Annotated in this window: 12 protein-coding genes; 11 read left to right on the top strand and 1 reads right to left on the bottom strand. The window is 67.9% G+C overall.

The window, feature by feature from the left end:
- The 8 genes from rsfS to ACFU4Z_RS14690 all read left to right on the top strand — a co-directional run bounded on the left by rsfS (window position 1) and on the right by ACFU4Z_RS14690 (window position 5,682).
- Window positions 1-447 (top strand): ribosome silencing factor, encoded by a 447-nt coding sequence (gene rsfS / locus ACFU4Z_RS14725; protein WP_366528293.1) that lies wholly within the window; start codon window positions 1-3, stop codon window positions 445-447.
- The gene (locus ACFU4Z_RS14720) at window positions 444-1,103 is read left to right on the top strand and encodes a histidine phosphatase family protein (protein ID WP_379062965.1); all 660 of its coding nucleotides are present in this window, start codon (window positions 444-446) and stop codon (window positions 1,101-1,103) included. Before rsfS ends, ACFU4Z_RS14720 begins: the two co-directional genes overlap by 4 nt.
- A 206-nt stretch (window positions 1,104-1,309) precedes the next feature.
- Entirely contained in the window at window positions 1,310-1,495 is a 186-nt protein-coding gene (locus ACFU4Z_RS14715; RefSeq protein ID WP_379062963.1) for a hypothetical protein, read from the top strand.
- A gap of 491 nt (window positions 1,496-1,986) precedes the next feature.
- The gene (octT, locus tag ACFU4Z_RS14710; RefSeq protein ID WP_379063472.1) at window positions 1,987-2,724 is read left to right on the top strand and encodes a diglucosylglycerate octanoyltransferase; all 738 of its coding nucleotides are present in this window, start codon (window positions 1,987-1,989) and stop codon (window positions 2,722-2,724) included.
- Window positions 2,725-3,567 (top strand): DegV family protein, encoded by an 843-nt coding sequence (locus ACFU4Z_RS14705; protein ID WP_379062961.1) that lies wholly within the window; start codon window positions 2,725-2,727, stop codon window positions 3,565-3,567.
- Between the two features lie 116 nt (window positions 3,568-3,683).
- The gene (locus ACFU4Z_RS14700; RefSeq protein WP_379062959.1) at window positions 3,684-4,172 is read left to right on the top strand and encodes a GNAT family N-acetyltransferase; all 489 of its coding nucleotides are present in this window, start codon (window positions 3,684-3,686) and stop codon (window positions 4,170-4,172) included.
- 213 nt (window positions 4,173-4,385) lie between these two features.
- Window positions 4,386-5,048 (top strand): transcriptional repressor LexA, encoded by a 663-nt coding sequence (gene lexA / locus ACFU4Z_RS14695; RefSeq protein WP_379062957.1) that lies wholly within the window; start codon window positions 4,386-4,388, stop codon window positions 5,046-5,048.
- Window positions 5,049-5,187: 139 nt separating this feature from the next.
- Entirely contained in the window at window positions 5,188-5,682 is a 495-nt protein-coding gene (locus ACFU4Z_RS14690; RefSeq protein ID WP_379062955.1) for an FBP domain-containing protein, read from the top strand.
- 545 nt (window positions 5,683-6,227) lie between these two features.
- Here the strand turns inward: ACFU4Z_RS14690 and ACFU4Z_RS14685 are convergent.
- Window positions 6,228-7,397, bottom strand: a complete 1,170-nt coding sequence (locus tag ACFU4Z_RS14685) for an FAD-dependent oxidoreductase (RefSeq protein ID WP_379062954.1) — start codon at window positions 7,395-7,397, stop codon at window positions 6,228-6,230.
- A gap of 53 nt (window positions 7,398-7,450) precedes the next feature.
- Between ACFU4Z_RS14685 and ACFU4Z_RS14680 the strand changes: the two genes are divergently transcribed.
- The 3 genes from ACFU4Z_RS14680 to ACFU4Z_RS14670 all read left to right on the top strand — a co-directional run bounded on the left by ACFU4Z_RS14680 (window position 7,451) and on the right by ACFU4Z_RS14670 (window position 12,513).
- Window positions 7,451-8,143: a TetR/AcrR family transcriptional regulator gene (locus ACFU4Z_RS14680; RefSeq protein ID WP_379062952.1), complete on the top strand. Its 693-nt coding sequence runs from the start codon at window positions 7,451-7,453 to the stop codon at window positions 8,141-8,143.
- Window positions 8,144-8,718: 575 nt separating this feature from the next.
- The gene (locus ACFU4Z_RS14675; RefSeq protein WP_379062950.1) at window positions 8,719-9,594 is read left to right on the top strand and encodes a helix-hairpin-helix domain-containing protein; all 876 of its coding nucleotides are present in this window, start codon (window positions 8,719-8,721) and stop codon (window positions 9,592-9,594) included.
- Window positions 9,595-9,726: 132 nt separating this feature from the next.
- Entirely contained in the window at window positions 9,727-12,513 is a 2,787-nt protein-coding gene (locus ACFU4Z_RS14670) for a ComEC/Rec2 family competence protein (RefSeq protein WP_379062948.1), read from the top strand.
- Window positions 12,514-12,785: the final 272 nt, after the last annotated feature.

The raw sequence follows: 12,785 nt of genomic DNA, 5'->3' as shown, positions 1-12,785 counted from the left end.
ATGAGCGCATCTGTCGAATCAGTGGAGATGGCGCAGGTTGCCGCACGTGCGGCCGACGAGAAGCTCGCTTCCGACGTCGTCGTGCTCGACGTCTCCGAACAGTTGGTGATCACCGACTGCTTCGTGATCGCCTCCGCGCCGAACGAGCGGCAGGTGAACGCCATCGTCGACAATATCGAGGAGAAGCTCCGCGAGGCCGGGCACAAGCCGGTCCGGCGCGAGGGCACCCGCGAGGGTCGCTGGGCGCTGCTGGACTACGTCGACGTGGTCGTGCACATCCAGCACAACGACGAGCGCAATTTCTATGCGCTGGAACGGCTCTGGAAGGACTGCCCGGTGGTTCCCGTGGAGGGCATCGGCGCACCGCAGCAGCTGCCGGTCGCGAGCAATGGTGAATCCGTGAACGGCGAGCCTGTGCGCGGTGAAGCGGGGGACGACTCCGAGTGAGCAGACATGCCGGCGTCCGCACCCTGATCCTGTTGCGGCACGGGCAGACCGAATGGAACGCCTCCGATCGGATGCAAGGCCAGATCGACACCGACCTGACCGAACTGGGCCGCCGCCAGGCGAAAGAGGCTGCCCGTGAGTTGGTCTCGCGCAACGCCATCGCCATCGTTTCCTCCGATCTGCGGCGCGCCTTCGACACCGCCTCGGCGCTGGCCGAACACACCACGGTGCCGGTCGTCACGGATGTGCGGCTGCGCGAAACCGACCTCGGTGACTGGGAGGGCCTGACCCACCTCGACGTGGACGCCGACTACCCCGGTGCCCGCGTGGCCTGGCGATTGGACGCGACGTACACCCCGCCCGGCGGCGAGAGCAAGCTCGAGGTCGGTGCGCGGTCACTTCCGGTAGTACAAGAATTGTTCGCCGACCGGCAGGATTGGCCGGGCCGGACTATCATCCTGGTGGCGCACGGCGGGCTGATCGCCGCCCTCACGGCCGCGCTGCTCGACCTGCCGCCGCGGAACTGGCCTGCCCTTGGGGGCTTGGCCAATACCAGCTGGGTGCAGCTGAGCAGCCACGGCCCGAGCATCGATCAACCCGGTTGGCGCCTGGATGTGTGGAACGCAGCGGCGAAGGTGGCCCCCGATGTCCTCTGAAGAACCGATTCGACAGGTTCCGGATGAACTGTTCCGGCGCGTATCGGCCAAGCCCGAACGGGCTGCCCCCGACGCACTGTTCGGACCCCCTCCGGTCAAGAAGCCTGTCGAGCCGGTCGAACCCGAACCAGTGGCCGAGGCGAACGCCGAGGAATCCGCGCGCGGCGCATCCGAGACCGCGTCCGCCGCAGCAGAATCCGCGTCCGGTGCCAACGGTGCAGCCGAATCCGCGTCTGGTGCTGCTGGTTCGGTGGCTGGTGCTGGTGAGTCCGCGTCTGGTGCTGCTGGTTCGGTGGCTGGAGCAGCCGAGTCCGCGTCCAGTGCAGCCGAATCCGAGGGAGGCGCGGTCGCGCCCGCTGCCGGAGAACCTCCAGGAGCCACCGATTCCGTAACTCCCACAGCGGATTCGGTGGCCGATGCCGATGCCACTGCCGCCGACTCCGCGGCTTCCGGTGAAGAGACTTCCGCCGCCACAGTGAAATCCGCCCCCAACCCGGTATCGGCGGCCGACGCGGCCAGGTCGGATGAGGGTGCAGACGCGCTTTCCGAAGCCGCCGCGGCGCAGCTGTCCGACTCGGGCTCGCTGACCCCGGCTATCGATGAGGCGGCCGCGGTAGCGGGGACCGCCCCGCCCATTGCCGAGGGTTCGGATATCGAACTCGATACCACAGCAAGCGAATCCGGCAGCTCCGCCGCAGCCGTGCACACTGTGGCCGCTGGCGTGGCCTCCGCTGCGGCTACCGGGCAGAGCGCGGCCGTGGCCGAGGCGGACTCCGCCGTGGCGGTCGAGACGGATTCATCTGTGGCTGCTGGAGCGGACTCGGTTGTAGCTGCCGAGGTCGACGCGGTGGTCGCTGGTGCGGATGCCGCTGTGGTTGCCGGCGTGGACTCGACGGTCGCGGCGAAGCAGTCCGCGGCGCGGCCGGTGTTGCTGGTGATCGCGGACTCGCTGTCCTACTTCGGGCCGAAGGGCGGGTTGCCTGCGGATCATCCGCAGATCTGGCCGAACCTTGTCGGCGCCGAACTCGATTGGGATGTCGAGCTGGTCGGACGGATCGGCTGGACCTGCCGGGATGCCTATTGGGCCCTGATCGGCGATCCTCGTGTGTGGGCCGCGGTTCCGCGTGCGGGTGCGGTGGTGTTCGCGGTCGGCGGGATGGACACGCTGCCGTCGCCGCTGCCGACCGCGTTGCGTGAGTTGATCCGCTACGTGCGCCCGCCCGCCATTCGCCGCGCGGTGCGCGGCGCCTACAACTGGCTGCAGCCGAAGCTGTCGAAGCTCGGCCGCCCGGTGGCGCTGCCGCCGAAAGTGAGCGTCGACTACCTGGAACAGTCGCGGGAAGCGCTGTCGCACTTGCGCCCCGACCTACCGATCATCGCGGTGTTGCCGTCGGTGCACAACTGCGATGCCTACGGTCGCGTGCACTCGGGCCGCGAGCGCGCGGTGAAGGCGCTGCGCCAATGGTCGGCCGAGACCTCGGTGCCGCTGGTCGATCTCGGCGAAGCGGTGCGCGACAACATCTTCTCCGGTGAGGCCAACCCCGACGGCATCCACTGGGGCTGGGCCGGACACACCGCGGTGGCCAATGCGATGGTGAAGACCTTGCAGGAGGTTCGGTAGTTGGCCGTTGTGGTCGTCACCGATTCCTCCGCCAGCCTCCCCGCCGAGCTCGTCGACGAGCTGGACATCGCCGTCGTACCGCTGCATGTCCTGGTGGGTGATCGCGCGATCCGTGAAGGCGTCGACCCCATCGATATCGACTATTCCTCCGACACCGTGACCACCTCGGCCGCCTCGCCGGGCGAACTACGCGCGGTCTACGAGCAAGCGCTGGAGCGCAGCGGCGGTGACGGTGTTGTCGCGGTGCATATTTCGCGCCAGCTCTCGGGGACCTGGGAGGCAGGCAGGCAGGCGGTCCGCGATATGGACGCCGCCGACCATGTCCGTCTGGTCGACTCCCTCGGCGCCGGCCTGGCCACCGGGCTGCCTGTGCTGGCGGCGGCCCGCCGAGCCCGCGGCGGCGCCGCACTGGACATCGTCTACGACACCGCCGTCTCCGCGTCGAGCCGCTCACGCACCTTCATCTTGGTGAACCGCACCGAACAGCTGCGCCGTGGCGGCCGATTGAGCAGCGCTGCCGCGTTTTTCGGCAGCGAACTGGTCACCAAACCCTTGCTGCAGATCGTCGAGGGCCGCCTGGAGCTCCGCGAAAAGGTCCGCACTCGCTCCAAGGCCTACGCCAAACTGGTCGCGGCGGCAGTCGACGCGGCAGGCGAGGACGGCGCCGCGGTTGCCGTCCAACATCTCGGCGCGGAAGAAGTGGCCCATACCGTTGCCACCCAACTCCGCGACCTCGTCCCCGGCATCCGTGAACTCATTATCGCCGAGTTCGGCCCCGCCCTCGGCGTCCACCTCGGTCCCGGAGCCGTCGGCGTCCTGGTCGTCCCCGGCGGCTGTGCCTGAATCACCCGCCCGCTTCGGTTGGTGCGCAGGCTCGGACCCCATGGCCCTCGGCGAGTAAACCAATCTGCTTGATCGCAAAGGGGTTCGGTGGCGGTGGAGCGGGTTAGGGTCGCGAGATGACGAGCTCTGCGAGGCCGCCGACCCGTCCGCCGCTGACTGTGGAGTCGACGGACTGGGAGCACCAGGACGCGGTTACCCTTCGTGCGGAGATGGCTGCCGAAGTCGGCCCCCGGTACGCCTATCTGGCCCGGCGGTTGCGCGGCAACCCGCAAGCGGTCGATCCCGCGACGGTGCACCGGACCTTCGTCGCCTATTCGGGCGAGCCGGTCGGGCATGCCGCGGTGCGATGGAATGCGGGCGATCTGGAGTTGAAGCGCATGTTCGTGCGCCCCGCCCACCGCGGCTCCGGCGTCGCCGCCCGCCTGCTCGCCGCCGCGGAAGATGCCGCACGCGAACTCGGCCAACCCCGCCTGATCCTGCAAACCGGCCACCTCCAGCCCGAAGCGGTCCGCTTCTACGAACGCAGCGGCTACCACCGAATCCCGCTGTTCTCCCCCTACGAACCCCTCCCTCTCTCCAACTGCTTCGCCAAAACCCTGCCCTGACAGACCACCGTCACGCGAACCATTGACGAACGACGTCACTGCGGCGAAGTGCGGGAGCTGCCCGCCGTGACGGCCCGTTCGGTGCCGCGCGGCCAGAGGTCGTGGCAGGGGAGTGGATGCGGACGGCAACTCGGTCGTGGGGTCGGCGACACGCCGATGGTCGGTCCATAGTGTGCGGCTGGTGAGGGTTGGTGTGCCATCTACGATTCCCAGGTGACCGGATACGACCACCTCGACGCGTTCGAGCACCTCGACACTTCGACGCTGCCAGTGCGACAGCAGCAGATTCTCACCACGATTCGGGACTGCGTTGTCCGGCACGGGTATCCGCCCAACACTAGGGAGATCGGCGATGCGGTGGGGCTGCGTTCCTCCTCGTCGGTGTCCAAGCATCTGAAAAGCTTGGAGGACAAGGGGTTCCTGCGCCGCAGCGAAACGATGTCGCGGCCGATCGATGTCCGGATGTTTCTTGCCGCTGCCGCGCCGCGGGAGTCGTCGGACGACTCGGTGGCCGTGCCGGTCGTCGGTGACATCGCCGCGGGCAGCCCCATTCTCGCCGAGGAGCACACCGACGACATGATGACGCTGCCGCGCGAACTCGTCGGCCGCGGCACGGTTTTCGGTCTGCGAGTGCGCGGTGACTCGATGATCGACGCCGCGATCTGCGACGGTGACATCGTGGTGATCCGGAAACAGCATGAAGCCCACTCGGGTGAGATCGTCGCCGCGATGATCGATGGCGAGGCGACCGTCAAGGTGTATCGCCGCCGCAACGGCCACGTGTATCTGGAGCCACGCAACCCCGCCTACTCGGTGATCGACGGTGACGAGGCCGTGGTGCTCGGCAAAGTGGTCTCGGTGATGCGCCGGGTCTGACCCGTCGCGTCATTCGCACCGCTCATGGCGCCGGCCACCCTTCGTCGCCATGACCGTGAAATTCCGTTGTTCGATGCTGCGACCAGCTGTACCGTCACTTCGGTTTGTCAACAGATCAACCGAAGGAGTCGATGCCGTCATGAAAGCCGTCACCGAACGCGACATCAGGTCGTCGTTCGTCAACTGTTCCAAAACCACCGCCAGGAAGCTGCCCACGCCTCGAGACCTGGACGATCGTCCATGGGATGACCTGGACTTTCTCGGGTGGGGCAATCCATCGCTGCCCGGACGCGGCTACCTCGTCGTCCCGCAGGAAGCTGATCGCCTCATCGGTGTCGCATTGCGCTACGAAATCGGTGGATTCGGCCGAGCCCAGATGTGTGCGATCTGCATGACCACGCACACCAGCAAGGGTGTTTCGTTGATGACCGCGCACAAGGCGGGCGAGTCCGGTCGCCGCGGCAACTCGGTCGGCACCTATATGTGCACCGACCTCGCGTGTTCGCTGTATGCGCGCGGCAAGCGAACGCCCGCGCTCGGCAATCGGTACCGCGAAGACCTCATTTCCGTCGAAACCAAGGTCGACAGGGTCCGGGACAATATGAACGCCTTCATCGCGAGGCTCTACACCTAACCGCAATCCGACACCGACCCATCGGGCAGCGCGTGCTGCCGACCGAAACGGAGGTAGATGCCATGCGCCGACACTCAGGCGCCATGCCACCGACGCACCCCGAGTTCAGCGACACCGCAACCGAACTCGGGGCGCACAGGATTCCTCTCCGGTTGAGACGGCCCGGACGTCGTTCGGACCATCCCATCCGGAGAGGAATCCTCGAATCACCAGCCTCGCGGCATCTGTCACCGACACCTCCGCCGACGTAGACCTCGGTCCTGTGCGAATTGCGCCGCGCCGGTCACCGAAGCGGCCATCGCCGAATTCGCGGTTCGCTGAACGTCGTCGAAATCCATCAGGCCAACTCCCCTTCCCTTTCACCAGGTCCGGCTGTAGCCGGGAGGGCGTCGACGCGGTTCTCGTAGGTAGGCGACCGAGATGCGCAGGAACCCCCCGCCGTAGAGATCTTGTTTCATGCGAAATCGCAGGCCAGAAGTAGATGTGAGGGGGCGCTTCAGTCGACGTGGCGAGCTGCTGGTGCCGGTGCTCTCGCGCTCGGCGGGTCAGGATGGCTGGACTTCGTCGAAGAGGGCGAGGGCTTGGGTAGGGTCCGGGCTCACGAGGCGGTCCAGACCGGTCGTCGTGATCCGCGCCCACTTGCCGGCCCGTGCCCACATCTGTTCCTCGAAGGCGCGGACGGCTTCGTCCAGATCGCCGGAGTAAGGGGCGGCGATGGACTCGGCGAGTTCGGCGCCTTCCAGCATCGCGAGGTTCGCGCCCGCTCCCAATGGGGGCATCAGGTGGGCGGCGTCGCCCAGTAGCGTCACCCCGGGGACGTGGGTCCAGGTGTGGGACACGGGCAGGACGTAGAGGGGGCGGTGGACGAAGGCGGTGCCGTGGCGGAGGAGGTCGAGGACGGGAGCGGCCCAGCCGGCGAACAGGGCAGGCAGGCTTGATCGCACGGCCTCGACGTCGGCCAGGTCCAGGCCCGCGTCCGTTCCTGGGCGCCGGTTCAGGCCCATATGCCGGTCCAGGTTGGTGTGCCAGTCCAGCGGCGCGCGGAACTGGGCGTACACCTTGATGTGGCCGCCGCTGTTGCGCTGGGCGACCAAGGCGCGGTTCACGCCGTACACGCCCATGGAACCATCGCCGACCAGTCGGGCGAGGTCGGGGTGGCGGGTGTCGACGTCGTCCAGGGAGGTCTCGACCAAGGTGACGCCGGTGTAGTGCGGCGTCGCGGACGAGACCGTCGGGCGGACCCGGGACCAGGCGCCGTCCGCGCCGACCACGAGGTCGTACATCTCCTGACGCCCGTCGGCGAAATGGACCAGCACGCCGTCCCTGGTCCCCGGCACCACCTCCGTCACGCCCCGCCCCCACTGAACATCGAGGGGGCCGAGCAGCAGGTCACGGAGTTGCCCCCGGTCGATCTCGGGATTGGCCCGGTCGTCCGGACGGGGTCGCCAGTCGCGCAGGACAGTCCCGTCGGTGTCCAGGATGCGCATGGCCTGCCCCTCGGGACGGGACAGCGCCTGGAACTCCGCCAGCAGCCCCGCCTTGCCCAGCGCGAGCTGGCCCAGCCCTTCGTGCAGGTCCAGCGTGCCGCCCGGTGGGCGGGCGTCGGGGGCGGGATCGCGTTCGAGGACGGTGACGGGGTGACCGTGGCGGTGCAGGACGCGGGCGAAGGTGAGGCCGGCGGGGCCGCCCCCGATCACGGCGATACGGTGACTCATGTCGATACACTGTATTGTTCTAAGACGATGTATCGCAACAGTACGGTGTCACTATGACTGTGTGGGACCGGCCGGAGCCGCCGACTCGCCCCGCGCCGCTCGACCGGGAGCGAATCGTCGCCGCCGCCATCGCGCTGGCCGACGAGGGGGGGTTGGCGGCGGTGTCGTTGCGCAAGGTCGCCGCCCGGCTGGACGTCGGCCCGATGCGGCTGTACGGATACATCTCCACCAAGGAGGAGCTGTTCGATCTCATGGTGGACGAGGTTCACGCCGAGATCCTTCCCGAGGAGCAGCCCGGTGACTGGCGGGAGGTGCTGCGCATCCGCGCCCACCGCACCAGGCAGGCCGTCCTCCGTCACCAATGGCTGGCCGACCTGATCGGCGGCCGTCCGACTCTGGGCCCCAACGCCCTCGCCGTGACCGAGGGCTCGCTGGCCGCCCTCGACGGCCTCGCCGACCTCGACACCGTCCTGCGCGCCGTGGAGACCGTCAGCGCCTACTTCACCGGCGCGATCAGGCGCGAGATCGCTGACCTGCGGGCCGAGCGCGTCACGGGCCTGTCCGAGCGCGACTGGCAGCGCGCCTCCGGCCCGCATCTGAGGAGGATGCTGGCCACGGGCCGCTTCCCGGCGCTGGCCAAGGCCGTGTACGACGGCGCGGATATCGACGCCGATGCGTCCTTCGCGACCGGCCTGGAGTGGGTCCTCGACGCCGTGGCCGCCAAACTCGCCCGGCCGCCGGCGTGACGGGATGTCAGTAGTCCCGGGGGGATGTGCGGCGCGCTGGCGACCCGCTGAATAGTACTGACCGGTCCGCCCGTATCGGTTCGTTCGAAGCGCGGTTGTCCACAGCTCCGCGGTTATCAACAAATCCATCGAATCCGCTGTTCAACGCGGATCCCAGGAATTCGAATCGCACTACCGTCACCGCCATGTCACGACACGACGAACGCCGGCGAATCCGTCAGCGACTCAGCGAACTGACGAGCAGGGTCGGCGCGAGCAGGACAGCGGGGTCCGGGATTCGCGGCCCGACACCGCCATCGCGGGCCGGCAGCGATACGCGATCGTCCACGACTGAACGATCAGAGATCGCCGCAGTGGCGGGTGCGGGGGAGCTGGTCGGCGAAAGCGAGCATGCAGATGGCCGTGCGCGGCCAGAGGGTATCGCGCTGTCAGGAGCCCATGGGCGATCGGAAGGCGGCGAGCGGGCACAGCAGACACAGTCGCCGGCTGGAGTGCAGCGATCAGGAAAGGCGCAGCGGGTGGGGCGGATCGGTCGGGCCGAGGGTATACGTGGCGGGCGGTGGGATGACGACCGGTTGACGTCGAAAGACGTGATGTCGGATGGGTCGGACGGTGGCGAACACGACCTGGCCGGGGACGGTGAGGTCCGTGTGCCGGGGTGGCTGGCGGAGACAGGGAACCGCCCGGTGTGGCGGGACCGGATCGTGCCGGAGCGGTTTCGGGGTGCGCGGTTCGATCCGGGGTGGCGGGGTGTGGTGACTTTGGCCTTGGTCGGGCTGACGGCGGTGGTCGCGGCGGCGGTGGTGGTGTTGCGGGAACGGCCTGTCGCGCAGCCTGTTCCACCGGTGCCCGCTGTGCACGCGACGATCGCTGTCCGCCCGTCGCCACAGCTGAGTTCGGCTCCGATTGTGGCTGCGCCACCCGGTGCAGCGCCGGTGTCGCCCGACGGCCCCGAGAGCGTCACGGGCGTCGAACTGGTCGTCAGTGTTGTCGGTCTGGTGCACAACGGCGGCCTGTTGCGTATACCGAACGGATCTCGAGTGGCCGACGCCATCACGGCGGCGGGCGGTGTGAAAGAAGGCGCCGATCTCAGCGGGCTCAACCTGGCCCAGCGCTTGCAGGACGGCGATCAGGTGCTGGTCGGCGCCACCGGCCCAAGTCCTGGGCCGCCGCAATGGGGCAGCACAACGATCGGCGCCGGCCGCACCGTTACCCACCCGGCGCCGCACGCGGGTTCGGCATCGTCACCGTCCCCGACAGCCCGCATAGATCTCAATGCCGCGACAGAGTCCGACCTCGACGTGTTGCCCGGCGTCGGGCCGGTGACAGCCCGCGCAATTATCGCCTGGCGCACCAAGAATGGCCGCTTCACCGATATCGGGCAGCTCGGCGAAATAGACGGCATCGGACCCGCTCGACTCGCCCGCCTGCGCGGGTTGGTGAAGATATGAGCCGCGAGGGGAGCGAGCCGGTCGGTCGAGCATGGGGATTGTCCGGACTCGGGACTATGGACTGGCAGTGCCCGCCAGCTTCACAACGGGGCGGGAGCCTTTCAGCGGCGGTGCGTGAGAGATGCGCGTCCGATGAGTAGCGGGCGGAGGGAGATCGGCAGTGGCGTCGATGCCGATCTGGATGACCAGCCCCAGGCGCTCGATGCGCGGCTGCTGCCTGCGACGCTGTGTTGCTGGGGCGCAACGATTGTGGCGGTCACCGGTGGGTGGGTGGTTGGAGTAGTGGTCGCGGCCGGGCTGTCGGTGCTGGCGATCGGGTTGTGGGTGTTGTTGCTGTGGGCGGTTGCGCACCGCAGTGAACGTTGGCGGGTGGTCGCGGTGGCGGCGCTCGCGGCGGTCTTGCTCGGGATGGGGTTCGCGATCGCGGGGGCATGGCGGGAACATCGGGTGGCCACGCATCCGTTGCGGACAGCGATCGGCGCGTCGGCGCGGGTCGTGGCGACACCGATCGATGATCCGAAACCAGTGCGCATTAATTCATTCGCGGGCGAGCGACGGTGGACGGTGCGCGCGGAGCTGCGCGAGTACCAGCAGGGTGAGGTGACCGTGCGGACCGGTGGTGTGGTGGTGATTCTGGCCTCGGGTGCGGAGTGGGCGCAGCTGTTGCCTGGTGGGCCGGTCGAATTCCGCGCGCGAATAGATCAGCCGTGGCATCAGGATCTTTCGGTTGTCGCGTTGCGGGCGCTCGGTCCGCCGGTCGTGGTCGGAAAGCTGCCGTGGTGGCAACGCGTGGCCGCCTCGGTGCGTGCGGATTTCGCTGCCTCCACGTCCCGTGCCCTGCCCGCGGATCCAGCCGGACTGCTGCCCGCACTCGTCGTGGGGGACACTTCGGCGTTGCCCGATGACGTGCGGGAGGAGTTCAAAATAGCTGGGCTGCAACATCTGTGCGTCGTCAGCGGTGCGAACTTCACTATTCTGCTCTCGGTGGTGCTGCTCGTAGTGCGTGCCCTCACCCTCGGTCCACGTCTTGCGGCGACGGTCGCGGCGGCGGCGCTGCTCATGTTCGTTGTGCTGGCGAGACCGGATCCCAGTGTGTTGCGGGCCGGTGCGATGGGCGCAATCACATTGTTGGCACTGGTCACGGGCCGCCGGAAACAGGCGTTGCCCGCGTTGTGCGCGGCGGTTGTCGGACTGCTTGCGATCTGGCCAGAGCTGGCCGTTCGGGCTGGATTCGCATTGTCTGTCGTCGCCACGGCCGGCTTGATACTCCTTGCGCCCAGCTGGGCCGATTGGCTGCGCGCTCGCGGCTGGTGGCGGGTGCCCGCCGAAATCGTGGCCGTGTCGGCAGGCGCGTTCGTGGTCACCACTCCGCTCATGGTCGCGCTGACCGGACGGCTCAGTCTCGTGGCAGTTCTCGCGAATGTTCTTGTCGCACCGGTTGTCGCGCCGATCACGGTGATCGGCGCAACCGGTGCTGTGTTGTCGTGCTTCTGGCAACTGCCCGCCGAATTGGTTCTGCGCTGTGCGGGACCACCGACATGGTGGCTGCTGATGATTGCCGAGCGCGCGGCGGGGACTCCCGGCGCGACGATCGACATTCCTGGTGGATTGTTCGGCGGTTCGATCACTGCCGCAGTCGTTGCGGTGCTCGTGTGGTCTCTAAGGTCGGCCATCGTGCGCCGACTCACGGCCGCGACATTTCTCGGGATAGCGGTCGTCTTGGTTCCCATCCGGATCTGGCACCCCTGGTGGCCGCCATCCGGCTGGGTACTCGCCGCCTGCGATGTCGGACAGGGAGACGGCCTAGCCCTGTCGATCGGCGATGGTGCGGCGATAGTGATCGACGTCGGCCCGGAACCCCGTGCCATCCGCACCTGCCTCGATCGCCTCCGTATCACCCGAATCCCCCTGCTGATCCTGACCCACCCACACGCCGACCACATCGGCGGCCTCACCGGCGCACTCGAAGGACGCTCGGTCGCAGCACTGGCCGTCGGCCCCGGTGAACTCCCGGCAGTACCCGGTTCGCGTCACATCGCGGTCGGCGTCAACGGCAGCGAGGGTAATGACGCCGCCGGTTCAACGCCTGCGGCCAACTCTCACGTGGGTGACCTGTGCGGTGCGATCAGCGGCCCGCGTGTCACGACAGACGGCCCGCGTGCCGCGCCTGGTGACCGGTGCGCCTCGATCGGCGACCAGTGCGATTTGACGGACGGCTGCCTACAAACCACAGCCGGCGACCCGTGCACCGCGACCGGCGATCCGCCTCCGGGTACCGACAGTTCGTGCGCCGTGACCGGCGATCCGAGTGCGACGAGGAGTCGGCCGCGTGCCTCGTCTGGCGATCCGCGCGGTACCACCAGTGAGTCACGGGCTCCGACCGGCCACGCGCGGGCAACAGCGAATGGACCGGTCCAGGTCGCAACCGCCGCCGCGCGAGCACGTATACCTGTTGTGGAATTGTCGGCGGGATACGTAATCAACTTCGGCGCAGTCGAATTGATAGTTCTCGCGCCGACAGCATCCCAGCGACCTCCTTCGGGCAGCGCGGCAGCCGACGATGCGAACGACCGATCGGTCGTCATCGCCGCCACCACGCCCGCGGGCCGGATCCTGCTGACCGGCGACATCGAGGCTCCCGCCCAACACCGCCTGTTGGACTCCGGAGCCCCTCTCCGGGCCGACATCCTCAAGGTCCCGCACCACGGATCACGAACCACCGCAGCGGAATTCTTGGCCGCCGTCCATCCTCGCCTCGCGATAGTCAGCGTCGGCGCGGACAACACCTTCGGTCACCCGCATCCCGGCCTACTCGCCGACTTGGCACGCGTCGGCAGCCGCGTGACCCGCACCGACCAGTCGGGCGACGTCGTAATCACTGGTGCAGGATCGACAATGCGCGTGGTGACATTGCGCTGAATTGTGGCTTGATTCTCTCCATGATCTGCGGCCACATCCCGAAACTCGGATTGGGACCGCACTCTTCCGTGCAGGAACTCGCGTTCAGCGAATCCCATCGCACTCGGAGACATCTTCCTGAGATCTTCCGGGACCTCCATCCAGTGCGTAAACGCACTGGATGCGAGGCAAGTCCAGGGAAGGTCTCAATCGACCCACATTTGCGGGCTTCTCGAGCGGTGGCCTCAGATGCACCAGACGACACTGCCGAGGGGGAAGCACAGTGCGACTGA

The sequence above is a fragment of the Nocardia sp. NPDC057440 genome, assembly GCF_042802915.1.
GTDB lineage: Bacteria > Actinomycetota > Actinomycetes > Mycobacteriales > Mycobacteriaceae > Nocardia.
The sequence above is the reverse complement of the archived record's forward strand: the minus strand, read 5'-3'. Positions and strand labels throughout refer to the sequence as shown.

Bases quoted from the DNA above. Each gene is read 5' to 3' on its own strand.
- ACFU4Z_RS14700 (WP_379062959.1), top strand. From the start codon at position 3,684: ATGACGAGCTCTGCGAGGCCGCCGACCCGTCCGCCGCTGACTGTGGAG.
- ACFU4Z_RS14670 (WP_379062948.1), top strand. From the start codon at position 9,727: ATGAGTAGCGGGCGGAGGGAGATCGGCAGTGGCGTCGATGCCGATCTG.
- ACFU4Z_RS14680 (WP_379062952.1), top strand. From the start codon at position 7,451: ATGACTGTGTGGGACCGGCCGGAGCCGCCGACTCGCCCCGCGCCGCTC.
- rsfS (WP_366528293.1), top strand. From the start codon at position 1: ATGAGCGCATCTGTCGAATCAGTGGAGATGGCGCAGGTTGCCGCACGT.
- ACFU4Z_RS14690 (WP_379062955.1), top strand. From the start codon at position 5,188: ATGAAAGCCGTCACCGAACGCGACATCAGGTCGTCGTTCGTCAACTGT.
- ACFU4Z_RS14685 (WP_379062954.1), bottom strand. From the start codon at position 7,397: ATGAGTCACCGTATCGCCGTGATCGGGGGCGGCCCCGCCGGCCTCACC.